Genomic DNA, 23,321 nt, shown 5'->3' on the forward strand with positions numbered 1-23,321 from the left:
ACGGCTTCAGGCCTCGCGCAGCCGCTCCGAAAAGCCCTTGCGCAGCTTAGCGAGCTTCGGCGGGATTACCGCCATGCAATAGGGGTTGCGCTGGCCTTCGCCGTCCCAATAATCCTGATGATAATCCTCGGCCGGATACCAGGTCGAAGCCGGTTCGATGCGGGTCACGATCGGCGCGGGCCAGTCGGGCTGCGCGCGCGCGATTGCGGCCTCGGCGGCGGCGGCCTGCGTTTCGTCGAGCGGGAAGATGGCGCTGCGATACTGGGTGCCGATGTCGTTGCCCTGGCGATTGAGTTGCGTCGGATCGTGCGTCGCGAAGAACACGTCGAGCAGATCGGCATAGGAAATGGCCGCCGGATCATATCCGATGCGGATCGCCTCGGCATGGCCGGTATCACCGCTGCACACCTGCTTGTAGGTCGGATTGGCGACCGACCCGCCGATATAGCCGCTTTCGACGCTTTCGACCCCCGCCAGCGATTTGAATACCGCTTCGGTGCACCAGAAGCAGCCTCCGGCAAAAATGGCGGTCTCTGTCATCGCGTCGATCCTTTGATGGGGTGCCCCTTTGATGGAGTGGGCCTTGGATAGGGTGGGAGACGTCCAGATAGGATCGGGCGCTCCTTATTCCAAGGGCGGCGGTGCGCCGATGAGTGGCGGCGCGAGCGGCTGCCCCGCCGCGCGCAGCGCGTCGATCGCCCGAACCTCCTTTTCGATCGAGGCGGCGCGGTCCTCCCAACGAGGGTGGGTTCCCGCCTGAAGCAGCGGACGGCCGGCACGTTGGCCGAAAGCGGTCCAGAAGCGGACTGCGGCGCGCGGATCATAGCCGGCATTCGCCATCAGCCAGGGCGAGAGGCGATCGGCTTCGATCTCGGTCTGCTTGAACAGCCGCGCATTGCGGCCGAACTGCTGCAACAGTCCGCGATCGACCCCCGCGGCGTCGAGCCGGGCGCGGTGCCTAAGAATATTATGCGCGAGTTCGTGCGCGACGGCGGCCGCCAGCTCGGCGTCGTCCTTTGCGAATTGCGCCAGCCCTGCGGAAATGACGACGAGCCGGCCGTCGGCGGCCCCGTCGGGGCGGTCGCGGGCGTCGACGCGGAAATCGGTCGCGCAGCCGACCACCGGTACGATCCGTACCGGAGCCTTGCCGGTGTCGAGCATGGCGGGCCGGTCGCTCGGCAGGCCTGCAAAAAGCCTTTCGAGGGCGGCGATGCGGGCATAGGCGTCGCTGCCCTCGCCTTGCGGCGGCAGGGAACCGGCCAGGCCTTGCACCAGGCTCCCCGCATGCAGCCCGGCGGCGGCAGCGGGCGAGCCCGCGGCGACCGCGGCGAGGAACGGCGTGTCGGTGTCCGCGGCGTCATAGGCGGCCTCGGCATCCGGGCGCTGCGCGTCGGAATAAAGCCGCGGATCGCCCCATAGCCAGCCGAACTGCGGCTGGACCCTCGCGCACCATGGGGCATTGCCCGTCGTCAGGCGGTAGCCGATGGTCGCGACGCGCGCCTCGAGCGCCGCGAGCGCCGGATAGGGAGAGGGCTCGGCCATCGCGGCGGCGGGGGCGGCGATGGCAAGCAGAAGGGCGGCGGACAGGCGCAGCATGGGGGCCGACTTATCAGCGCCTTTCTGTCGGAGCCATGAATTTCGAGCGGCGCCGCCGCCTCTTGCCTATCGCCCGGCAAGCGCCGATAGGGCGGGGCGATGTTGAACGCTTCGTCATCGGCCCGGCCGCTCCATCCCCGCCCCGCCGCGCTCGCGCGCTGGCTGTGGGCCGTCGCCATCCTCGTCATCATGGTTGTCGCCGTCGGCGGCATCACCCGGCTGACCGAATCGGGGCTGTCGATCACCGAATGGAAGCCCGTATCGGGGGTGCTGCCGCCGCTGACCGAGGCCGGATGGCAGGCCGAGTTCGAAAAATACAAGCAGATCCCCGAATATAAGGAGATCAACCTCGGCATGTCGCTCGCGGCCTTCAAGGGGATTTTCTTCTGGGAGTGGCTGCACCGGATCCTTGGCCGTCTGGTCGGCATGGCTTTGCTGGTGCCGCTTGCCTGGTACGCGTGGCGCCGCGCGATTCCGGCCGGCTATGGCTGGCGGCTGTTCGCGCTCGCCGCGCTTGTCGGCCTGCAGGGCGCGATCGGTTGGTGGATGGTCGCGTCGGGACTCGAATATCGCACCGATGTCAGCCATTTCCGGCTCGCGACGCACCTCCTGACCGCGTTGTTCCTGCTTGCGGGGCTCGTTTGGACGGCGCGCGACCTTGCGCTGCTGGCGCGCGATCCCGGTGCGCGCCCGGCGCGCCTGACGGGCGCGGCGATTGCAGTCATTGCGATTCTGATCATCCAGCTCCTGCTCGGCGCGTGGGTTGCCGGGCTCAATGCGGGCTATGTCGCGAGCACCTGGCCGCTGATGAATGATCATTTTGTTCCCGAAGGTATCGACTGGTCGGGTGGGACCTGGCTCGCCGTCACCAACGATCCCTTCCTCATCCATTTCCTCCATCGCTGGTGGTCGTGGGTCGCGGCGGGCGCGTTGCTGTTGCTGGCGCGCTCGCTCGCCCGGCAAGGGTCTCGGCGCGAGGCCGGTCTGCTGCTGCTGGTCGTCGCGGCGCAGATGACGCTCGGCATTCTGACGGTCGTGACCGGCGTATCGATGTGGATTGCGGTGTTGCACCAGGTGACGGGCGCCATTCTCGTCGCGACGACTGCCGCCGCGCTCCACCGGCTCGGTCGCGCAGCGGCATGATCGTCCTCGGCGCGCTGTTGCTGCTTGCGGCGCAGGCGCCGGAGCCTCCGGTCCCTTCGGAAACGCAGCAGGTTGCCGCACTCGCGTTCGCACCGCCGCTCGATCGTCCGCTCACCTACCGCGTCGCAACGCGGCGGTTGAGCCGCGACGGCGGCTTCACCAGCTTTGCGCTCATTTATGATTTGCGGTGGCGGCGCGTCGGGCGCGGTTATCAGTTGTTGGCGCGGTTCGACCGCGTCGAGTCGGACGCGCATCCCGAAGTCGTGCGCACGCTGCGGCTGATGATCGACCCGCTGATTGGCGAGACGCTGACCTATTTCGTCCTCGCCGACGGCAGCTCGGTCGATATGGTCGACCCCGAAGGACTGTGGCGCCGCGTCGTCGACCGGGCGCAGGCGCTTGCGGATGCGTCCGGCCGCCCCGAGGCGAAGCGGGCCGCGCAGATCATCGCCACCTTGCCGCCAGCCGAGCGCGACAAGCTGGCGAGTGCCGACATCCGTGCCCTCGTCGTGCCCGCAAACGGCGCGATCCCGAACGGCGCCGACGGCCCGATCATGACCGTGACGGTTGCCGGTCGGCGCACCATATCGGCGAGCGAGCCGCCCGCTGCCGGCCCGGCGCAGCCGATTAAGGTCGATACGCGCTGGACGATCGATCTGGGGACCGGGCTGCTCGCCGAGGAGCGCCGCCAGAGCTTCCTGACGACCGGAAACGCCGCCGATCGCAAGCTGGTCGAGGAGCGGATCAGGGCACTCGAGCCGGGTGATCCCAGCTGATGGTATCATAATACCCGTCAGCAAAGCCGCTCTCAGCTTGACTTTCGGTCTGTCTAGCGCCATTGGCCCGCGTCGAAGCGCCGCTGAGTCCCCCTGGGGTCGGGCGGCGCGGTTTGTTTTCGGGTTGGCGGGCCTTCCGGCCGGTCACTCCCGTCCATCTCTGTCAAGGAGCGTGCCATGAAGGCGCTGACCAAGACGACCCAGTCGGCGAACGCCGGTACGGTCGAGAAGAAATGGGTGCTGATCGACGCCGACGGCCTGGTTGTTGGCCGCGTCGCTTCGATCATCGCCAATATCCTGCGCGGCAAGCACAAGCCGAGCTTTACCCCCCACGTCGATTGCGGTGACAATGTCATCGTCATTAACGCCGAAAAGGTGAAGTTCACCGGCAAGAAGCTGTCCGACAAGGTCTATTACAAGCACACCGGCTATGCCGGCGGCATCAAGGAAGTCACCGCCCAGAAGGTTCTGGAAGGCCGCTTCCCCGAGCGCGTGCTCGAAAAGGCGATCGAACGCATGATCCCGCGCGGCCCGCTCGGCCGCCAGCAGATGCGCAACCTGCGCATTTTCGCCGGCAGCGAACATCCGCACGAAGGGCAGAGCCCCGAAGTGATCGACGTCGCGTCGATGAACCGCAAGAACAAGGTGGGTGCATAATGGCTGACGAACAGACCATGACCGATCTCAAGGATCTCGCCGGCGCCGTCGAAGGCACCGTCGCTCCGGCCGCTCCGACGGCTCCGCTCCGCGAAAAGCAGGTCGACAAGCAGGGCCGCGCTTATGCGACCGGCCGCCGCAAGGACGCCGTCGCCCGCGTGTGGGTCAAGCCCGGCACGGGCAAGATCACCGTCAACGGCCGCGACCAGGAAGTCTATTTCGCGCGCCCGACGCTGCGCCTCGTCATCAACCAGCCCTTCGGTCTGACCGAACGCGCCGGCCAGTATGACGTCGTCGCGACCGTCAAGGGCGGCGGCCTCTCGGGTCAGGCAGGCGCCGTTCTGCACGGCATCGCGCAGGCGCTGACCCGCTTCGAACCGGCGCTTCGCGGCACGGTCAAGGCGGCCGGCTTCCTGACTCGCGACAGCCGCGCGGTCGAGCGTAAGAAGTACGGCAAGGCGAAGGCCCGCCGCAGCTTCCAGTTCTCGAAGCGCTAAGTTTCTTCCGCCGACGGGTGGAGAAAAGGAGGGCGGTCCGGCGACGGGCCGCCCTTTTTGCGTGGTGCTTTCTAGGCGCCGACTGCAACATCGGGCGATGGCGGCGCGTTGGTTTGGCAACAACATCGAAGGAGAAAGCCCATGCCGAACGCCGCAGCGCTCAGCGGCCGCCAGATATTGATCATGGCGACCGATGGTTTCGAACAATCCGAACTCGAAGTGCCGTTGAAGCAGCTTGAGGAGGCAGGCGCCGACCTAAGCATCGCCTCGCTGGGGACGGACGATATTCGTGGCTGGGACGGCGACGACTGGGGCGACAAGGTCGCGGTCGATTGTCTGATCAAGGACGTCGAGGTGGAGGATTATGACGCGCTGGTGCTCCCCGGCGGGCAGATCAATCCCGATCTGCTGCGCGTAGAGGACGCGGCGATCGACCTCATCCGCGCGTTCGCCAAGGCGGGTAAGCCGATTGCCGCCATCTGCCATGCGCCATGGCTTCTGATCGAGGCCGGACTGGCCGAAGGTCGTCGGATGACCGGTTACAAATCGATCCGCACCGACATCGGCAATGCCGGTGCAAGGCTGCTCGACGAAGCCGTGGTTGTCGATCGCGGGATCATCACCAGCCGCTGCCCCGACGACCTCGACGCCTTTTGCGCTGCGATCGTCGAAGCAGTCGCCGACAGCCGCGTCGCCACCTAAAGGAGATCGAGGCTGCCCAGCGCAATCGCCTGCCGCGCGGGGCGCTCGGCCATCACCGCGAACATTTCGTCGCCGCGTTCGGTGCGTTCGACGTTCATCGACGCGAACACCGCCATGAAATATCCGCTGAGCGCGCCGACGCGGTAATCGTCCCACAATTCCGCCTCGTCGGGTTCCACGCCGCGCGCGCGCAGCGCAGAGATCCAGGCGTCGAAGGCGGCGCGATCGGCGGCCGCGCGTTCGGCGGGATCGGCGATGCTCGTCCCCACCAGATAGGCGATGTCGGTCGCGCCGCTGCCACGGCCCAATGTCTGCCAGTCGACCAGCCAGCAACGCGCTCCGTCGGGGGCGAAGAGGATATTGTCGATGCGCAGGTCGCCGTGAACGATCGTGCGCGCGGCCGGCGTGCGGGTCAGATAGGCGTCGAGACGATCGACGATCCCGGCGCCGAGATCGAGCGCGTCGCGGTCGAGCCGACCCGCGTAGCGCTCGCGAAACCCCTCATAGAGTCCGGGAAACAGCGCGCGGACGATTTGGCTCGTGTCGCGGTTCAGCCATGGCAGCGCATCCGCGCGGACGTCGTTCCATAACAGCGCATGCAACCCCGCCGCGGCGTCGATGCACGGCGCGAGCCCGGCAAGACCGAGGCCGGCGAGCTGGTCGCCCTGCCGCGCCGGCGCGAGGTCGGAGAGGAGCAGGATGAAGTCGACGTCATTGTCCGCAATATCGGCATGGTAGCAGTGCGGCGCCACGACGCCGCTGCCCGCTGCCAGTTCACGATACCAGCTCACTTCCTTGACATAGGTGGCGGTGAGCGCCGCGATATTGCGGCTTGCCTCGTCATGGCTCGGGCATTTGGCGACGATCGTTGGTGGCAGCCCGGTGCCGTCCGACCAATCGAGCGTCAGACGAAAGCTGTCGCACATCTGCCCGGTGCCGATGGCGGCAGCGCTAAAGCCTATGAGCGCGCCCTGGGGCTGACCCAGCTTGTCGGCGATCCAGTCGGCCGTCATTGCCTCCGGCGCGGTCGGAAATCTCATGCAGCGGGATCCATCAGGCCAGTCAATCCGGTCGGGCTGTGCGGTCCGACGAACAATTGTTCGAGCACCCCGACGCCGCGGTGCGTCCGCCCGCCGTCGACCAAGTCTGCGGTCACGAAAGCCTGGATGTGCATTGCCAGCGGATTGCCCCAGCCGCGCTCGGCCTCGTTCAGCCGGTCATGTGCGACGGCAAGCTCGGCGCCATGGTCGAGCCCGTGACCCCAGACGGGATGCGTGTAGCCGAGCCCGCTCATCGCGAACACCGGACCCGCCGGGGTCAAGGTCAGGGCGCGGCCGCCGCCGAGATCGGCGGTCATTCGCGCGACCCGGCGCGTCCCGCTCTGCCAGTCGATGGCAAAGCCGGGCGCATCGAAATGGCGTTCGGTTCCGTCGTCGCCGCTGATCACGCCGCGCCGGTTCCATGGCGCGCCGACACCATCATCGTTGCTGTGGAAGAAGAGCGATAGAGCGTCGAAATTGCACGGCGTCCACAGCCAGAAGAACTGGTTGAAATTGCCCTCCGGCGGCGGTTGCGGTTCGGCGGCGCCGACCGGACGCACCCCCCAGCTCCGGTCGCGCGTACCCGTCCAACCCGCGCCGAGATCGGTGCGCGCGCCCTCGACCGAAAGCCATCCCGACCAGCGGCCGTTCTGCGTCATCCGCGTATAGTCCATGAACAGCCGCGTACCGTTGCGGCGGATGAAGCGCGGTTCCTCGATCGGAAAATGCCGTCCGGTGAACGTCAGTTCGGCGGCCAGCGGTCCATCGTCGGCGGCGATCCGCAGCGTCACTTTTTGCAGCGGTTCGTCAATCGCTATGGCGATGGGGCCGACCGACAGGTCGAGCCGTTCGCCGCCCGAACGACGGCTGGCGCGCAGATTATGCTGCACCCCGTCGGCGATCACGCAAAAGCTGGCATCGACGATGCCGAGCTGGGGATAAAACCCCATCGCGGCGGCGAAAAAGACGCTGCCGTCGGCGCTGTAGCCGTTGAAGAAATAGCGGTCGTAGAAGTTGCGGTCCGTCCCGGCGAACGCAATCGGCTCGCTGGTCTGGTGCAGCGGATAATCGTCGCCTTTTGTCAGCATGATCCTCATCCCGTTTTTTTGTGCAACCTAACGGGACGCGGCACTGCGTCAATCCCGATGCGTCAATGGACGGGCGGATCGGTCGGCGGCACCGCGCCGACGGGTGCAATGGGCTCGCCGGGTTCGCGTGGCGGCCGTGCGTCGGGCGGTATGGCGTCGATCAGCATGTCGGGAGTCGGCACCCGCGCCAGATTGCGGACGCGGACCGAAATTTCGCCGCCGCTGATACGCAATTCGTTGAAGCTCGGCGGCGTCGACCGGATCCGGCGCGACAGGGTGCCGGCGCCGATCATGCGGATGGGGCCTGCGGGGGTGTCGGCGATCAGATCGAAGGCGTCATGGACATGGCCGGTCAGTACGGCGGCGACGCCGCGATCGGCAAGGGCGGCAAGAGCCGCCCCGCCGCCGCGGGTCAGCGCGCGCCCCTTGGTCCCCGCTTCGGTGAGCGGGTGGTGTGCCGTTACCAGTATCTGCGTTCCGCGCGGCAGCGCATCGATCGCGGCGAGTGTGCGGGCAAGCGCCTTGCGCGTCACCCAGCCTTTCGACCAATCGAGCCGCCATTGCGCCCGCGCCGTGGTTTTCAGCGGAACGACGGCCAGATTGCGAAAGTCGAGCTCGCGTTCGACCAGCGCCTCGATCCGCCGAATCCGGCGATAGGGGTGCAGGAATCGCGCGACGGGGTTGAAATAAGGCAGGTCGTGGTTGCCGACTTCGACCGTCACGGGGAGGTCGAGTGACATGATCCAGTCGCAGGCGGCGGCGAACTCGCGACTCCGCGCCCGCATCGTCAGATCACCGGTTATCAACACCGCGTCGGGTTGTTCGCGGCGGACGCATTCGCGGAACCAGGCGAGCGCGTCGCGATCTTCAAGACCGAAGTGCAGGTCGCTGATATGGAAGAGGCGCATCAGGCGGTCGCGATGAAGTCGATCGCGCTCTGCCCGATCGAGAAGCGGGCCGGCGAGGGGATTTCGGCCAGTTCGCCGTCATATTCGAGCGCGATGATGCGATCGCTTTGGAGGATGATCGTTTCCGCGGTCGCAACGCGCTCGTGCGGACCATCGCGAAAATCGCCGCCGAGCCATGCGAGCCCGTGGCGCAGCACATCGCCCGTGGCGTCCGCCACTATGCCGTCGGCGGTAATGCCGTCACGGGTCGGGGTCAGGATGATCGCTGGATAGACGGCGCCCGATCCCGCCACCTGCACCCCGGGGGCGTTGAGCATTTCCTCGAGCGCATCGGGCGCTTCGCGGCTCGCCTCGATCAGCCCTTGGCTGCGCATCGTTTCGCGGACCTCGGCCCAGCGTGTTGCCGGCCCCGCAACGACGGTGATGAACGCTTCTCGCGCCGCCGATCGGATGGTCGGGACCGGCGCGCGTCGCCCGCCGCTCGCTAGCGCGCTCTCCAGAATCGTGGGAGCCGGATGGTCGCCATGCAATTGTTTCGACAGGAGGTTCAGCGTCCCGCCGGGCAGCGGCAGCAGCGGGCCGTGCCAGCCTTCGCAACCGGTCGCGGCGGCATTGATCGTCCCGTCGCCGGTCCACACGATCAGCAGGTCGATGTCGCTTGCGCGCAGCGCCGCCGCGTCGGGCAGATCGTCCTTCGGCAGGACGAAGCTTGCCGCGACGCGCGCGCCTGCGGCTGCGCACGCGTCAATCAATTGGCGGTGGATGCTCTCGTCATAGCTGCCGCTCCGGTCGTTGCAGATCAGGGCGGGGCGCGAAAAGGGGCTGGTCATGCCCGCCCAACGCACGACGCGCGAAAAGGTAACGCGCACGGCGCTTGTTCGCGCTCGCCGACATCTGTAGGGCGCGGAGACGGGCCGGGTCGCGGGGTGAAGCAATGGCGGATCGGACGGTCAGGGAACAACGGCGGTTGATCAAATTCCTTCTTCTCATCGGCTTGCTCCTGCTGCTGTTCGGCGGCGGAGCCAGGGCGATCGTTGCGGGCGGTGCCAAGTCGCTCGACCTTGCCGACAAGCTGCTCGGCAGCGGCAAGGGCGCGCGCCTGCTCCTTGCGGACCAGCCCTATGGCCGCGGGGTGCGGCAGTCGCTCGATATCTGGGTGCCCGAACAGGCGCAGGCGGGCGACCGGCTGCCGGTCGTGGTCTTCTTCTATGGCGGCGGCTGGGGCAGCGGTGAACGGCAAAGCTATGGCTTCGCCGGCCGGGCGCTGGCCAACCAGGGCTTCGTCGTCGTGATCCCCGATTACCGGCTGGTCCCCAGGGCGCATTGGCCCGACTTTCTGGAGGACGCCGCGGCGGCGGTCGCGTGGACCCACCGCCACATCGGCGAACTGGGCGGCGATCCCGGTCGCATCGCACTGATGGGCCATTCGGCGGGTGCCTATAATGCGGTGATGCTCGCGCTCGATCCGGTATGGATGCGCGCGGCCAAGTGCGACGCGTCGGTGATCCGCGGCGTTGCGGGCCTCGCGGGCCCCTATGATTTCCTGCCGTTCGAAAAGGGCGGCATGGCCGACCGCGCGATGGGCAAGGTGCGCCCGCCCGAAAAGACGCAGCCGATCCACTATGCGCGCGGCGATGCGCCCCCGCTATGGCTGGCAAGCGGTGACGAGGACGAAACGGTGCGTCCGCGCAACAGCCGGAACCTTTCCGCCGCGATCGAACGGCTGGGCGGATCGGCGACGCTGCGCGTCTATCCGGGCATGGGGCACACCGGCATCGTCATGGCGCTTGCGGCCCCCTTTCGCGCGAAAGGGCCGGTGCTCGACGAGGCCACCGACTTTCTGCGCGGCGTGACGGCGCGCCGGGTCGCGCCTGCGGCGGCGGCGCAATGACAGCTCCGACGCCCGGTCCGATTTCTGCCATCGTCCTCGCCGGAAGCCGCCCCGGTGCCGACCCGCTGCTGATCGGCAGCGGCGTATCGACCAAGGCGCTGCTGCCGGTCGGCGGACGGCCGATGCTTGCCCATGTCATCGCCGCGCTGCGTGCCGCGCCCGAGGTGGGCGCGATCCGGGTGCTCGCGCAGAACAGCGCCGAACTGGCGCGCGAGCCCATGTTGGCGGCCGTGCCCGACCTGCACTTTGCCGATTCGGGACAGGGGATCAGCGCTTCGCTCGCTGCTGCGCTGCCCGAAGGCGACGCGCCGGTGCTGGTGACGACGGCCGACAATGTGCTGCTGACGCCCGCGATTATCGCCGAATTCCTCGCCGGCGCAGCGGGCAGCGATGTCGCAGTTGCGATGGTCGAGCGGCGCGCGCTGCTCGCGCGCTACCCCGAATCGCGGCGGACCTGGCTCAAATTTCGTCGCGGCTGGTGGTCGGGCGCCAATCTCTTTCGCCTGCGCGGGCAGCGCGTGCTGCCGCTGCTCGACTTTTGGGGACGGATCGAACGCGACCGCAAGAAGGGGCTGAAGATCGTTGCCGCCTTCGGACCGTGGCTGCTCGCGGGGGCTTTGCTGCGGCTGTTCACGATCCAGGGCGGCGTCGCCCGCGCCGGGCGCCGCTTCGGCCTCACCGCGCGCGTGGTGCCGATGTCCGACGCCGAAGCCTGTATCGACGCCGACAAGCCGTCGGACGTGACGCTGATTGAACGCATTCTGGCCCAGCGCGGCTAGGGTCAGGGCCCTATGCGGCCAGACGCACAAACAGGGCCAGAACGAACCAGCGCCCGAATTTGTGGTGCTGTCGGTGCGTGCGGAGCAGCGCAGCGAAAGGCATCGGCGAGGCCGCCTCGGTGAGATCGCGGTAGCGTCGCAGCTCGCGGCGCAGCGCCTGCCACGGAAGCCGGCCGGCGCGCGTGCTGACGAGACGCCAGCCGATTTTCGTATATTCCTTCGCGCAAAATTGGGCGAGGCAGTAGCGCATGTCATCGTGCATGGCGGGCAGACCGGCCGTCACCGCCGCCATGATGTCCGCCAGAACCGCTGTCAGCGCGTCATTGCCAGCCGTGTCGAAATGTCCTGCCGTACGGGTCGCGAGCCCGGTCAGGCTGCCCTCCCGCACACGGTAGTCGATCCACGGCGCGGGCTCGTAATAATGACTGCGCACCGTCAAGAACAGATGCGGGACGACTGCCATATCCTCAAAGCAGGCGAGGGGCGGAAAGCGCAGATCATGCCATAGGTTGCGGCGCGCGATCTTGGTCCATAAATGCATCCGGCGGCGAGCGAACAGGCCATAAAGCAACGCTTCGCGGTCAGTCACGATGCGGCGCGCAGTTCCCGTGAAAGCCGCCTCGTCGCGGCCCCGTTTGCGATAATCGCAGAGGACCAGATCGGGTGCATCGCGCATGACGATCGCGTGTAGCGCGGCGATCGCGCCAGGAAGCAGCACGTCGTCGGCATCGATGAACCAGACATAATCGCCCCTCGCCAAGTTGAGCAGGCGATTGCGCGCTGCGGCGACCCCGCCGTTTTCCGCCTGCCGATGCAAGCTTGCCGCCGGTCCGATCTCAGCACAGATCCGCGCGCCGATCGCGTCCGATCCGTCGTTCGACCGATCGTCCAGAAGCAGCAGTTCCACTCCCGCCGCCGGAAGCTGCGCGGCGATCGAGGCAAGCGTTTCGGCCAGACAGGGCGCGACGTTGAAGACTGGCATGAGAATGCTGAGCCATGGCCTGTTGCCGTCCGCCGCATCGTCGTTCACCTGGCATCGTCCGCTTGTCCCAGCCACAGGCAGGCGGATAGTACCACCGCGCGCGGCAAGTGCCCGCGGCTTCTGTAAAGGCGCGCGAGCGTCGCAAAAGCGATCGGCGATTCGGCGTCCATCATGCCGCGGTAGCGGGCAAGCTTGCGACGCAGGTCGCGCCAGGGCACGTGAAAGGCGCTGCTCGACAGGAGCCGCCAGCAGATTTTGGTGAACTCCTTCGCCCAGAAATGCGCGATGTGGTGCCGGGTGACGTCGCTCATGGCGGGCAGCGCCTCGCGCGTCGCCGCGTCGAAGCCGGCGAGACTCATTGCCAGATCGTCGTTCCGGCAATCGTCGAAGCGTCCCCGCGACCGGCGCAGCGACCCCATGATGCTGTCGGGACGGTCGCGATAGCGCACCCAGGCCTCGGCTGCGTGATAATGGGTTCGGGCCCGGAGCAGCAGCCACGGTGTCGTCGCTATATCTTCGAAGCATCGTCCGGCGGGGAAACGCAGGTCGTCACCCCAGAGCGACCGGCGCGCGATCTTGCTCCAGCTGTGCAGCCGCCGCTGCGCAAAAACGCCTTGCAGCAACGTCTCCCGATCATCGCTGGGCCGACCGGACGGGCCGGCGAAGCTGCTCAGATGCCGGCCGCCGCGCGCGTAATCGCAAAGGACAAGATCAGGCGCATAGCGGTCGATAATAGCCCGGAGCCTGGCGATCGAGCCCGGCATGACTTCATCGTCCGAATCGATGAACCAGATATAATCGCCCCGCGCCGCGTCGAGCATCGTATTGCGCGCCGCGCTCAATCCCGCGTTGCTGACATGGCGCATCAGCCGGACTTGCGGGTGGGACTGCGGGCAGATTTCGCTACACAGCCCCAGTGAGCCATCGGTCGAAGCGTCGTCGAGCAGGATCACCTCCACCCCCTCCGGCGGGAGCTGGGGCAACAGCGACGCCAGGCAATCACGCAGATAAGGCTCGACATTATAGACGGGGATCAGGATGCTCAGCCACCGGCGCTCGCTGCGTGGCGCACCGCCTGCGGTTCCCCCTTCGATATGTGCGGACAGACCCACGCGCATTCCCGTTTCCATTCCCGAACGCCTCTGCCCCGTCCCGCGTTACTAGATCAGCAGAGTGAAAGGGAAGTCGTTTTCCGTCGATTTGGCTGTGCAAATGGATGGAAAACGACGCCAAAGGCGATATAGGCCGCGCGCATGGAACCCGCTCCGCCCCCGGCCGACCGCCGGCCACTCTTCTATCGGACCTGGATCGGTAAGGGTATTGCGGCGGTACGGCGCCTCGGCGCGCCCGCTGCAGACACGGGCGACCAGGGACCTTTCCGGCGCATCATGACCCACCTGAGCTGGATTCTCGGCGGCAAGGGTTATGGCGCAATCCTCAGCCTCTTCTACCTTGCGATCGTCACGCGCGGCCTGGGGCCGGCCGCTTATGGTTCCTTTGCCCTGATCCTCAGTTCGACGCTGGTCCTGCAGGCGATCCTCAATTTCAACATCTGGCAGGTGCTGGTCAAATATGGCCAGGAACATATCCACAGCGGCGATCATCCGGCCCTGGCGCGCCTCATCCGCTTTTGCACCGCGGTCGATCTGGCGATGGCGCTGCTCGGCATTGGCGCGGCGGCGCTGATCCTCTGGCTGGGGCGGGGGTTGCTGGGCATGCCGGCCGAGCTCGTCTGGACGGCGTTCGCCTATGTCGTGCTGTTCATGCTTTCGATCCGCAACGTGCCGCGCGGGATATTGCGGCTTCACTCCGAATTTTCGCAAACCTTCCTCGCCGAAGCGGTGGTGCCCACGCTGAAGACGCTGGGTGCCGTTGTCGCCTTTTTGACGCACCCGTCGCTCGAGATTTTCCTGATCGTGTGGGCGGGTTCGGAGATGGCGAGCACGCTCGTCTTCTGGTGGCTCGCCAACCGGTCGTGTCGCCGCGCTTATGGCCGACCCGACGGCCGGCATTGGTGGCGCGTGTGGCGCGACAACAAGGGGCTTCCCGAATTGATGGTCGCATCCAATTTCGGAACCATGGCCTATACGGTGGCGCAGCAACTGCCGGTCTTGCTGGTCGGCTCGTTCGCGGGCGCCACCGAAGCTGGCATCTATCGCCTTGCGCATCAATTGACCCAGTCGATCACGATCATGGCCGGGTTCATCGGCCTCGCCAGTTACACCGAGATGACGAATATCTACGTCAAACAGGGGCTGCGCGGCGTGGCGTCGCTCTATGTCCGGTTGACGCTGATCGCGCTCGGCCTGTTTCTTTTGCTCGCACCGGCAATCGTGCTGCTCGGCAAGCCGCTGTTGCTGCTCATGTCGGGTCCGGCGTTTCTGGGCGCCTATCCGTTCCTACTTGTGCTCGGCCTCGCAGCCTGCCTTCAAATGGCGACAGTCAGCTGCGAACCGATGCTGATGGCGGCCGGACGATCGCGCCTCATCATCGGTATCAGGCTGGCGGGCACGGCCACGCTGATCGCCGCCATTTATCTGATGCTGCCGGAGATGGGCGCGATCGGCGCCGCCTGGTCCAAGGTGCTGGCCGAAACCGTGACCTTGCTGCTGCTGTTCGGCGCCAGCTTCCTCGTCCTTCGCGAAAGCCGGATGCCGTCATGACGAAGCGTATCTTGTTCCTGTTCAACCATGATGCGGCGCATCAGGCGGCGCATATCGCAGGCATAGCGGGCGAACTCGCGCTGCACGCGCCGACGGTTCAGGTCGTCGTCGCATGCGGCGTCGAGGCGATCCGGCACAAGGTGGCAGAGATCATTCCGGCGGCGGCGCACGACCGTATCGAATGGCGGATGCTCGACCTGCCGACGGCGGAGCAGCGGCTGCTGGCGCCGATCAACAAGGTGGCGCCGGTGCTGCGTGTCGCGCGTCTTTACCGGCATCTCGATCTGTTTCGCAGTGTCGACCTGGTAGTATCGACCGAACGCACCTGCCTGCGCGTCCGGCGCCGATTGGGGGCGGCGGGGCCGCGCTTTGCCTATGTGCCGCACGGATCGGGCGATCGGAGTGTCGCCTATCACCCCGAACTCGCGCAGTTCGACCTCATGCTGCTCAGCGGACCGAAGCTAGTCGACGAAATGGTGCGCCACGGCATAACGACCGCCGACAAGTGCCGGGTCATCGGTTATCCCAAGTTCGATACGATCGATCCGGCGGTGCGCAAGCGCTTCTTCGACAATGATCGCCCGGTCTTTCTCTATAATCCGCACTTCGATCCGCACCTGTCGTCCTGGTACGGCATGGGCGAGGCGGTGATGGATTTTTTCCTCGCGCATCGCGACTATAATCTGATCGTCGCGCCGCATGTGATGCTGTTCCGCAAGCGGCTGCATTATTCGCTCGAATATCGGACCGCCAAGCTCCGGCCGGACATCGCCGACCGCTTCCGCGCGGCCGACAATATCCTGATCGACGTCGACGGCCCCAATCTCTTCGACATGAGCTACACGATGGCAGCCGACGTCTACATCGGCGATGTTAGCAGCCAGGTTTACGAGTTTCTGCTGCACCGCGGCGCCTGCTATTTTCTCGATCCGAACGGCAAGCCCGCCGACGGCGTGGCCGAACGCTATGAATTCTGGCGCAACGGAGAGGTCTTGTATGGCCCCGCTGAGCTTGCCGAGCGGATTCCGCACTGGCGCGAAAGTGCGGCGCTGCACCGCGCCGAGCAGGATCGGCTGTTCGCCTACACAATGGACCACCGGGCGGGCGAGGCGTCGGTTGCGCGGGGCGCCGCGGCGCTGGAGGCTTTCGTCGAGGGGCGCTAGCCCGTCCCGAAATCCATCAGCGTCCAGCCGTTGTCGCGTGCCGCTTTGGCAATGCGGCCGCGACGCCCGATCGCAAAGGCCTCGTCGGCTAGCGCGAACAGCGGTGCGTCGCTCGCATGGTCCGAATAGGCGCGCATATGATGCGCGGCGCGTTGCGGGTCGGCGGCAAGCCATTCGGCGACGCGGCGCGCCTTTTCCGGCCCATAGCAATTGGTGCCGTCGACCGCCGCGAGCCAGCCTCCGTCCGCGGCGCGCCGATGCCGGGTGGCGATGCAGGCATCGAAGCCCAGCGCCTCGGCCAAGGCGGCTGCGTAAAATTCGGGGGCCGCGGTTGCCAGCAGCAGATGGTAACCGGCGGCGCGGTCGCGGGCGATGGCCGCTCGGGCCCCCGGTTGAACGTCGGCGGGAACGCGCCAGGCGGCAAAGTCCGCAGCCAGGCGCGCCATTCGCTCCGCCGGCAGTCGCCGCCCGAGCATCAAGGCGATCGCCGCGGGCTTCAACGCATCGCGGCTGTAGAGGCCGAGCGCATGGCCCGCGAGCAGCCCGAGGAAAACGGGCGCCAGCAGAAGGCGCCATGGCGCGCTGCGCGCGGCCGCCCACAGAAGGAAGAGCGTGAACGTCGGCATTCGCAGCACGGTGCGATCGAGATCATAGACGGCAATGCGAAAGGGGGCTGCGGCGTCGCTCATCGCCGCCGGGCCTAGCCGCTCGCTTTGCGTGCCGCCACCGCTTTCGCGCGTGCGCCGCCGCACACCCTCTTGTCGCGGCGGTTCAATGGGGCTACGCAGCCCGCGATTGCATAGGGAGCCCGCGATATGGCCGAATTTCGTCTGCCCAAGAACAGCCGCGTCCAGAAGGGCGGCACGGTCCACAAGGCCGAGGGCGCGAGCAACGTCAAAAAATTCAAGGTCTATCGCTACAATCCCGACAGCGGCCAGAATCCGCATTTCGACACGTTCGAGATCGACACCGACAAATGCGGCCCGATGGTGCTCGATGCCCTCATCAAGATGAAGAGCGAGCAGGATTCGACGCTGACCTTCCGCCGTTCGTGCCGCGAAGGCATTTGCGGCAGCTGTTCGATGAACATGAACGGCAAGAACGGTCTCGCCTGCACCACCGCGATCGAGGATCTGAAGGGCGACATCCAGATCACGCCGCTGCCGCATATGGAGGTCATCAAGGACCTCGTCCCCGATTTCACCCATTTCTATGCGCAATATGCCTCTATCGAGCCGTGGCTGAAGACCAAGTCGACGACGCCCAGCGGCAAGGAGCGGCTCCAGTCGCCCGAGGAACGCGAGAAGCTCGACGGCCTTTACGAGTGCATCCTGTGCGCCTGCTGTTCGACGAGCTGCCCCAGCTATTGGTGGAACAGTGACAAGTTCCTTGGGCCCGCGATCCTGCTTCAGGCCTATCGCTGGCTCGCCGACAGCCGCGACGAATATACTGGCGAACGGCTCGACGATCTCGAAGATCCGTTCCGCCTCTATCGCTGCCACACGATCATGAATTGCGCCAACGCGTGCCCCAAGGGACTGAGCCCCGCACGCGCGATCGCCGAGATCAAGAAGCTCGAGGCCGAGCGGCAGGTGTGAACGACGGAATAGAGGACCCCAAGCGCGCGGATCATTTCAGTGCCGAGGCGCTGGAGGGCGGCTGGATCAGCTGGAACCTCAAGGACGCGAGCCGGTTCAACGCCTTTATCGAACCGCTGTCGGTGCGCCTCGAAAGCCCGACCGAGGATGGCCGGCCGCGCGCCCGCGTGCGGATGCTGCCGACGCGCAAACACAGCAATCTGGGCGACAATGTCCATGGCGCGGTAACGCTGGCGCTGGTCGACATTGCCCTCTTCGCCGCCTCGCACCAGTTCGGATCGCTCGAGGCCGGCCATTCGGTGACGCTCGATTTGTCGACGCAGTTCGTCGGCGGCGGCCGCCTCGACGAACCGCTCGATGCGGTGGTCGAGCAGGTGCGCGAGACGGGGCGGCTGATCTTCCTGCGCGGGCTGGTCGTTCAGGGACCGGGTGACGAGCATATCGTGCTGAGCTTTGCGGGGACGATCCGCAAGGCAAGCCGCAAGTGACAGGATTGCTTGCCGCCTATGACGCGCTGGTCGCCGCGGGCGAGCTGAAGCCTGACGCCGAACAGCGGGCGGCGGCAGAACGCCTTGCCGCGCTGCAATCCGATCTGCAGGCGGCGCCGCCGCGCGGCAGCATCCTGTGGCGGATCGCCGGGCGCAAACCCGACGCGCCGCGCGGTGTCTATCTTTGGGGCGCCGTCGGCCGCGGCAAGTCGATGCTGATGGACCTTTTTTACGACCATCTGGCCATCCAGCGCAAAAGGCGCGTCCATTTCCACGCCTTCATGCTCGACGTCCACGCGCGGATGCGCGAGGTGCGCAAAAGCGAGAGCGGCGATCCGATCCCGCAGGTTGCGGCCTCGCTGGTCGAAAATGTCCGCTGCCTCGCCTTCGACGAAATGGTGGTGAACAATAGCGCCGATGCAATGATCCTCTCGCGCCTGTTCACCGCGTTGATCGCGCACGGGGTGACGGTGGTCGCGACGTCGAACCGCCCGCCCGCCGATCTCTACAAGGACGGTCTCAACCGCGAGCATTTCCTGCCCTTCATCGCACTGATCGAGGAACGGCTCGACGTGATGGGCCTTAATGGCCCCACCGATTACCGGCGCCACCGGCTTGGCGACGGCAAGCGCTGGTTCGTGCCAGCCGACGCGGCGGCGACCGAGGCGCTGTCAGCGGCCTTCTTTCGCCTGACCGATTATCCGCCCGAGGACCGCGCGCACGTACCCTCGCTCGATCTCGACGTCGGCGGCGGGCGGACGCTGCATGTGCCCAAGGCGCTGAAGGGCGTGGCGGTCTTTTCATTCAAGCGCCTTTGTGCGGAGGCGCGCGGCGCATCGGATTATCTGGCCGTCGCGCGGCATTTTCACGCGGTGATCATTGTCGGCATCCCGCGCATGGGCCCCGAGAACCGCAACGAGGCCGCGCGCTTCGTGACGCTGATTGACGCGCTCTACGAATATAAGGTCAAACTGCTCGCGAGCGCCGCGGCCGAGCCCGATGCGCTCTATGTGGCCGGCGATGGCGCCTTCGAGTTCGAGCGCACAGCGAGCCGTCTCGCCGAAATGCAGTCCGACGAATATCTGGCGCTAGGCCACGGCCAGGATGACACCGCATAGTACCTTGCCCCACCGCGACGAGTTGATGGTCATGGCGACGACATCGCGAACATAGCGGATTTCGTGCGCGATATGTCCGACCGTCTGCTCGGCGACGCGCCGCAGCGTGCGGAGCGGCTTGGGCGCCGCCGCCGGGATGCGGCCGGGGCGGGTCGGCGGCGCGGGAAGGGTCGCGAAGCCCCCGCTGCGGACTCGCGGATCGTCGGCGACTGCCCGGCACAGCGCCTCCATCCGAGCGATTGCGAGCCCGTTCCGAACCTGACGGTCGCGGCTCAGCAATTCGAAGCTGTGGCTGAAAGCCGAAAACTGGATCGCGCCGCTCGCCGCCGCATGATCGAGCGCGTCGCGCATTTCCTCTTCGGACATGGCGCACAGCTGCGCGGGACGGAAGCTGTTCGCGCGGTCGCGCAGGCCGCTGACCGGCACTTCGCAGATGCCATGATGGACGCGCATGCCCAGATTGGCAGGATCGAGCGTGATGTCGCACCCGAGCCCCTGCCAGGCGGCGTTGAAGCTGCTGTCGAAGCGGAAGCCCAGCGCGGCGAGGGCGCGCAGTGTATCGTCGTTGGCGCCGAAATTGCCGGCGCGGAAGGCGGTCGGTCGGGGCGCCCCGGCACTCGTCAATATGTCGCGGGCGAGCGCGATCAGCCTCTTTTGCGCTGCGAAGGGGAAATCGCCGATATTGCGGCCGCGCAGCTTGCCGACCGGATTGAACCGCGCAAACTCCAGCCATTCGGTGTGGAGATGGAGCTGCACTTCATGGCCGCGCGCCAGGATCGGGCCGACGATCGCATCGACAATCCCGGGGCCGTGGACAAGCGCGGGCATGGGGTCGACGAAATAGACGCCTTTCAGACCGAAGCGGTCGAGCATGTCCATCTGGAAATGGATGCCGAAATCGCCGTCGCGGCAGCGCCCGAGGATCGAGCTTTCGAAATTGGTGCGCGCGCATGCGCCGCGGCGATGGAGCCCGGCGGACAATTCGGTATCGAAGCTGATGATCGCGCGCGTCACCCGCTCGCGCTATCAGCAGCGGTGTAACGAAGCGTTAAGCTGCCGCTGCGACCGCCCCGCAGCGATCGTTCAGGCCGACCTTCTAGAAGCGCATCGTCATCGCGACGCCGCCGCCTCCGGCATCTGCCCACGGAAAGACCTGAACCCGGTCGCTTGCGCGGCGCGTGATCAGAAAGCCCGATGCCTCGCCGATCGCGGCGCCGACCAGCACGTCATGGACATGATGCTTTCTGGCTTCGACGCGGCTCAATCCGACGAAGGTGGCAAGCGCCTGCGCGGGAAGCCCCACTTTCCAGCCGTAACGGTTCTGCAGCGTCGCGGCCGCCGCAAAGGAAACCGACGTATGGCCCGAGGGGAAGCCCTTGTTGTCGCTTCCGTCGGGGCGTCGCTCGGGAAAGGCCTGCTTCAGACCGGCGGTTACGCCGGCGGCAGCGACGAGGCTGCCGCCGGCTTGCAGCGTGCCGTCCCAATCGCTCTGGGCAAGCGGAACCCCGAACGCGGCGATCACCAGGGCGTCGCGCGTGATCGATCCCGCGTCATTCCATGTCTTTTCGCCGGCATGGGCGGGCGGCGTTGTGGCGGCGGTCAGGAAGATGGCGCAGGACAGCGCGGGGATAAAAGCTCTCTTGGTCATGGTGGCGTCGATCCTTTTGCAGGCGCAGGGCGCACGGCCCCGCCTGGCGACGCCCCAAGATCGCCACCGCCTGTCTTACGCTTGTGGCCGACCGGCGCAAGCGATGTTCACGCGGCCGGTATCGATCGCTTAGGATCGTCAGTGTTCTGGGTCTGAATCGTACCCGATCTTGCAATAACGCTATTGCGAACTATTTGCATAAAAACGCGGTTTTTCGTCCTTTTCGCGGTTGTTTCGTTAACGGAATCGGCGTAGGGCGTCGCGAGTCTTTGGGATCGGCAGGCGGCTTTGGCCCGTGGCCCCGCCGATCTGGAAATCACTGCCGGGCTTTGCCAGGAAGGGAGTGCCGCGCGCCATGGGACGCAAGAAGATCGCTTTGATCGGAGCCGGGAATATCGGCGGGACGCTGGCGCTGCTCGCCGCGCAGAAGGAACTGGGCGACGTTGTCCTGTTCGACGTGGTCGAAGGCGTGCCGCAGGGCAAGGCGCTCGACCTGTCCCAGGTCGGGCCGATCGCCGGCTTCGACGCGAAGATCACCGGCTCCAATGATTATGCCGACATTGCGGGCGCCGACGTCATCATCGTCACCGCCGGCGTCGCCCGCAAGCCGGGCATGAGCCGCGACGACCTGCTCGGCATCAATTTGAAGGTCATGAAGGCGGTGGGCGAAGGCATCAAGGCGAATGCCCCTGACGCTTTCGTCATCTGCATCACCAACCCGCTCGACGCCATGGTCTGGGCTCTCCGAGAATTCTCGGGTCTGCCGCACAACAAGGTGGTTGGCATGGCTGGCGTGCTCGACTCGGCGCGCTTCAGTCACTTCATCGCCGACGAATTCGACGTGTCGGTGAAGGATGTGAACACCTTCGTCCTCGGCGGCCACGGCGACACGATGGTTCCGGTCGTCCGCTACTCGACCGTTAACGGCATCCCCGTTCCTGATCTCGTGAAGATGGGCCTGTCAAGCCAGGACAAGATCGACGCGATCGTCAAGCGCACCCGCGGCGGCGGCGGCGAAATCGTCGCGCTGCTCGGCACCGGCTCGGCCTTCTATGCCCCGGCCGCCTCGGGCATCGCGATGGCCGAAGCTTACCTCGGCGACCAGAAGCGCATCCTGCCCTGCGCCGCCTATGTCGATGGCCAGTATGGCGTCGATGGCCTCTATGTCGGCGTGCCGGTGATGATCGGTGCGGGCGGCGTCGAGAAGATCGTCGAAATCGAACTCGACGATGCCGACAAGGCGGGCCTGCAGGTGTCGGTCGACGCGGTGAAGGAACTGCTCGACGCGTGCAAGAATCTGGATCCCAGCCTCGCCTGATGGACGTGGGCCTGCTTCTTGTAATCCTGATTGGGGCGCCGATCATTGTGGTCGGCGGCATCCAGTTTCTGATTTTCAAGCTTGCGGGTGCCGCGACGCTTAGAGCGGTTTGTGTCGTTGCGGCGTCTTATTGTGCGTTCGTATGGGTGTCCGCTTACGGCGCTCCGCCGGTTTATGGAAACCGGGCCGCCTACGCGGGAATCGCAGACGGAATTACGGGAGTTCTACTTCTCGAATGTCTCGCGATTTTGCTCTGGCCGTTGGGGCGTCGCTTTTTCAGTTTGCTAGAGGCGCCGGCGCGCGGCTGATGCCGGAACAATGATAGGAATAGATAAATGAGCATCCTCATCGACAAGAATACCAAGGTCATCACGCAAGGGATGACGGGTGCGACTGGCACCTTCCACACCGAACAGGCGCTTGCCTATGGTACGCAGATGGTCGGCGGCGTGACGCCGGGCAAGGGCGGCACGACGCATATCGGCCTGCCGATGTTCGACACCGTCGCCGAAGCGAAGGCGACGACCGGCGCGACCGCGTCGGTCATCTATGTGCCGCCGCCGTTCGCGGCCGATTCGATCCTCGAGGCGATCGACGCCGAGATCGAGCTCATCGTCGCGATCACCGAAGGCATTCCGGTGCTCGACATGGTCAAGGTGAAGCGCGCGCTGTCGGGTTCGAAGTCGCGGCTGATCGGCCCCAACTGCCCTGGCGTGCTGACCCCCGACGAATGCAAGATCGGCATCATGCCGGGCAGCATCTTCAAAAAGGGCAGCGTCGGCGTCGTCTCGCGTTCGGGCACGCTGACCTATGAGGCGGTGTTCCAGACCACCAACGCCGGGCTCGGCCAGACCACCGCGGTCGGCATCGGCGGCGACCCCGTCAACGGCACCAACTTTATCGACGTCCTCGAACTCTTCCTCGCGGATGAAGCGACCAAGTCGATCATCATGATCGGCGAAATCGGCGGCGACGCCGAGGAGCAGGCGGCGCAGTTCCTGATCGACGAAGCCAAGCGCGGCCGCAAGAAGCCGATGGTTGGTTTCATCGCGGGCCGCACCGCGCCTCCGGGCCGCCGCATGGGCCACGCCGGCGCCATCGTGTCGGGCGGCAAGGGCGATGCCGAAAGCAAGATTGCGGCGATGGAAGCCGCCGGCATCACCGTGTCGGCCAGCCCGTCGGAACTCGGCACGACGCTTGCCGAAGTGCTGAAGGAACGCGTCTGATCGGATGGCCCGCCGGCGCCTGATGCCGGCGGGCTACCTT

General features: G+C 66.2%; 26 protein-coding genes. 15 read left to right on the forward strand and 11 right to left on the reverse strand.

The genetic code is table 11. The features are described from left to right. Nucleotides 1–6: 6 nt before the first annotated feature. On the reverse strand, nt 7–540 hold the full coding sequence (gene msrA, locus L0963_RS01255; protein WP_058812172.1) for a peptide-methionine (S)-S-oxide reductase MsrA: 534 nt from the start codon (nt 538–540) through the stop codon (nt 7–9). 84 nt (nt 541–624) lie between these two features. Continuing rightward, the gene (locus tag L0963_RS01260) at nt 625–1,596 is read right to left on the reverse strand and encodes a M48 family metallopeptidase (protein WP_062901697.1); all 972 of its coding nucleotides are present in this window, start codon (nt 1,594–1,596) and stop codon (nt 625–627) included. Between the two features lie 99 nt (nt 1,597–1,695). Here L0963_RS01260 and L0963_RS01265 point away from each other — a divergent pair, with 99 nt between their 5' ends. The 5 genes from L0963_RS01265 (at nt 1,696) to L0963_RS01285 (ending at nt 5,371) form a co-directional block, all read left to right on the forward strand. Continuing rightward, nucleotides 1,696–2,739, forward strand: a complete 1,044-nt coding sequence (locus L0963_RS01265) for a COX15/CtaA family protein (protein ID WP_062901698.1) — start codon at nt 1,696–1,698, stop codon at nt 2,737–2,739. After that, nucleotides 2,736–3,515, forward strand: a complete 780-nt coding sequence (locus L0963_RS01270) for a hypothetical protein (RefSeq protein WP_234178490.1) — start codon at nt 2,736–2,738, stop codon at nt 3,513–3,515. The genes L0963_RS01265 and L0963_RS01270 overlap by 4 nt, the downstream gene beginning before the upstream one ends. A gap of 177 nt (nt 3,516–3,692) precedes the next feature. Beyond that, a complete protein-coding gene (gene rplM / locus L0963_RS01275; protein ID WP_003041188.1) occupies nt 3,693–4,172 on the forward strand; it encodes a 50S ribosomal protein L13 in 480 nt (159 codons plus the stop codon). Continuing rightward, entirely contained in the window at nt 4,172–4,669 is a 498-nt protein-coding gene (gene rpsI, locus L0963_RS01280) for a 30S ribosomal protein S9 (RefSeq protein WP_003041184.1), read from the forward strand. Before rplM ends, rpsI begins: the two co-directional genes overlap by 1 nt. A gap of 141 nt (nt 4,670–4,810) precedes the next feature. Continuing rightward, the gene (locus tag L0963_RS01285; protein WP_062901700.1) at nt 4,811–5,371 is read left to right on the forward strand and encodes a type 1 glutamine amidotransferase domain-containing protein; all 561 of its coding nucleotides are present in this window, start codon (nt 4,811–4,813) and stop codon (nt 5,369–5,371) included. On the opposite strand, the gene L0963_RS01290 is transcribed toward L0963_RS01285, so the two are convergent. The 4 genes from L0963_RS01290 to L0963_RS01305 form a co-directional block, all read right to left on the reverse strand. Then, nucleotides 5,368–6,411 (reverse strand): phosphotransferase family protein, encoded by a 1,044-nt coding sequence (locus tag L0963_RS01290; protein WP_217372710.1) that lies wholly within the window; start codon nt 6,409–6,411, stop codon nt 5,368–5,370. The two genes, L0963_RS01285 and L0963_RS01290, sit on opposite strands and share 4 nt — an antisense overlap. Further along, on the reverse strand, nt 6,408–7,499 hold the full coding sequence (locus tag L0963_RS01295) for a hypothetical protein (RefSeq protein ID WP_202988221.1): 1,092 nt from the start codon (nt 7,497–7,499) through the stop codon (nt 6,408–6,410). Before L0963_RS01295 ends, L0963_RS01290 begins: the two co-directional genes overlap by 4 nt. A 62-nt stretch (nt 7,500–7,561) precedes the next feature. After that, nucleotides 7,562–8,407 carry a metallophosphoesterase family protein gene (locus tag L0963_RS01300; RefSeq protein WP_062901702.1) on the reverse strand — a complete coding sequence of 282 codons (846 nt, stop codon included), beginning with the start codon at nt 8,405–8,407 and terminating at the stop codon, nt 7,562–7,564. Beyond that, nucleotides 8,407–9,237 (reverse strand): diacylglycerol/lipid kinase family protein, encoded by an 831-nt coding sequence (locus L0963_RS01305; RefSeq protein ID WP_234178491.1) that lies wholly within the window; start codon nt 9,235–9,237, stop codon nt 8,407–8,409. The genes L0963_RS01300 and L0963_RS01305 overlap by 1 nt, the downstream gene beginning before the upstream one ends. A 137-nt stretch (nt 9,238–9,374) precedes the next feature. On the opposite strand from L0963_RS01305, the gene L0963_RS01310 reads away from it, so the two are divergent. Together L0963_RS01310 and L0963_RS01315 are read left to right on the forward strand one after the other, a co-directional pair. Next, nucleotides 9,375–10,298, forward strand: a complete 924-nt coding sequence (locus L0963_RS01310) for an alpha/beta hydrolase (protein ID WP_062901704.1) — start codon at nt 9,375–9,377, stop codon at nt 10,296–10,298. Next, the gene (locus L0963_RS01315; RefSeq protein ID WP_217372708.1) at nt 10,295–11,077 is read left to right on the forward strand and encodes a nucleotidyltransferase family protein; all 783 of its coding nucleotides are present in this window, start codon (nt 10,295–10,297) and stop codon (nt 11,075–11,077) included. Before L0963_RS01310 ends, L0963_RS01315 begins: the two co-directional genes overlap by 4 nt. Nucleotides 11,078–11,087: 10 nt before the next feature. On the opposite strand, the gene L0963_RS01320 is transcribed toward L0963_RS01315, so the two are convergent. Together L0963_RS01320 and L0963_RS01325 are read right to left on the reverse strand one after the other, a co-directional pair. Then, nucleotides 11,088–12,107, reverse strand: coding sequence for a glycosyltransferase family 2 protein (locus tag L0963_RS01320; protein ID WP_186402881.1), 1,020 nt, complete (start codon nt 12,105–12,107; stop codon nt 11,088–11,090). Next, entirely contained in the window at nt 12,104–13,189 is a 1,086-nt protein-coding gene (locus L0963_RS01325) for a glycosyltransferase family 2 protein (RefSeq protein WP_082819894.1), read from the reverse strand. Before L0963_RS01325 ends, L0963_RS01320 begins: the two co-directional genes overlap by 4 nt. A 123-nt stretch (nt 13,190–13,312) precedes the next feature. Between L0963_RS01325 and L0963_RS01330 the strand changes: the two genes are divergently transcribed. Together L0963_RS01330 and L0963_RS01335 are read left to right on the forward strand one after the other, a co-directional pair. After that, complete coding sequence (locus tag L0963_RS01330) at nt 13,313–14,722, forward strand: lipopolysaccharide biosynthesis protein (protein WP_062901708.1); 1,410 nt, start codon at nt 13,313–13,315, stop codon at nt 14,720–14,722. Continuing rightward, entirely contained in the window at nt 14,719–15,885 is a 1,167-nt protein-coding gene (locus tag L0963_RS01335; RefSeq protein WP_062901709.1) for a hypothetical protein, read from the forward strand. Before L0963_RS01330 ends, L0963_RS01335 begins: the two co-directional genes overlap by 4 nt. Here the strand turns inward: L0963_RS01335 and L0963_RS01340 are convergent. Further along, entirely contained in the window at nt 15,882–16,574 is a 693-nt protein-coding gene (locus L0963_RS01340; protein WP_234178492.1) for an HAD-IB family hydrolase, read from the reverse strand. The two genes, L0963_RS01335 and L0963_RS01340, sit on opposite strands and share 4 nt — an antisense overlap. Nucleotides 16,575–16,700: 126 nt before the next feature. Between L0963_RS01340 and L0963_RS01345 the strand changes: the two genes are divergently transcribed. Genes L0963_RS01345 through zapE form a run of 3 tightly spaced genes read left to right on the forward strand, consistent with a single transcriptional unit; the run spans nt 16,701 to nt 19,089 of the window. Continuing rightward, nucleotides 16,701–17,483: a succinate dehydrogenase iron-sulfur subunit gene (locus L0963_RS01345; protein WP_003041149.1), complete on the forward strand. Its 783-nt coding sequence runs from the start codon at nt 16,701–16,703 to the stop codon at nt 17,481–17,483. Further along, entirely contained in the window at nt 17,480–17,971 is a 492-nt protein-coding gene (locus L0963_RS01350; protein ID WP_003041146.1) for a PaaI family thioesterase, read from the forward strand. Before L0963_RS01345 ends, L0963_RS01350 begins: the two co-directional genes overlap by 4 nt. Beyond that, nucleotides 17,968–19,089, forward strand: a complete 1,122-nt coding sequence (zapE, locus tag L0963_RS01355) for a cell division protein ZapE (RefSeq protein ID WP_062901711.1) — start codon at nt 17,968–17,970, stop codon at nt 19,087–19,089. The genes L0963_RS01350 and zapE overlap by 4 nt, the downstream gene beginning before the upstream one ends. On the opposite strand, the gene L0963_RS01360 is transcribed toward zapE, so the two are convergent. Both L0963_RS01360 and L0963_RS01365 read right to left on the reverse strand, forming a co-directional pair. Beyond that, a complete protein-coding gene (locus tag L0963_RS01360) occupies nt 19,060–20,103 on the reverse strand; it encodes a polysaccharide deacetylase family protein (protein WP_062901712.1) in 1,044 nt (347 codons plus the stop codon). The two genes, zapE and L0963_RS01360, sit on opposite strands and share 30 nt — an antisense overlap. Before the next feature lie 82 nt (nt 20,104–20,185). Beyond that, nucleotides 20,186–20,737 (reverse strand): phosphatase PAP2 family protein, encoded by a 552-nt coding sequence (locus tag L0963_RS01365; RefSeq protein ID WP_062901713.1) that lies wholly within the window; start codon nt 20,735–20,737, stop codon nt 20,186–20,188. A 355-nt stretch (nt 20,738–21,092) separates the two neighbouring features. Between L0963_RS01365 and mdh the strand changes: the two genes are divergently transcribed. The 3 genes from mdh to sucD are packed head-to-tail and all read left to right on the forward strand — an operon-like array spanning nt 21,093 to nt 23,281. After that, complete coding sequence (gene mdh, locus L0963_RS01370) at nt 21,093–22,055, forward strand: malate dehydrogenase (protein ID WP_062901714.1); 963 nt, start codon at nt 21,093–21,095, stop codon at nt 22,053–22,055. After that, the gene (locus tag L0963_RS01375) at nt 22,055–22,363 is read left to right on the forward strand and encodes a hypothetical protein (RefSeq protein ID WP_062901715.1); all 309 of its coding nucleotides are present in this window, start codon (nt 22,055–22,057) and stop codon (nt 22,361–22,363) included. The genes mdh and L0963_RS01375 overlap by 1 nt, the downstream gene beginning before the upstream one ends. Before the next feature lie 27 nt (nt 22,364–22,390). After that, entirely contained in the window at nt 22,391–23,281 is an 891-nt protein-coding gene (sucD, locus tag L0963_RS01380; RefSeq protein WP_062901716.1) for a succinate--CoA ligase subunit alpha, read from the forward strand. Nucleotides 23,282–23,321 lie beyond the last annotated feature (40 nt).

The organism is Sphingopyxis sp. NFH-91 (assembly GCF_021401285.1).
GTDB lineage: Bacteria > Pseudomonadota > Alphaproteobacteria > Sphingomonadales > Sphingomonadaceae > Sphingopyxis > Sphingopyxis terrae_A.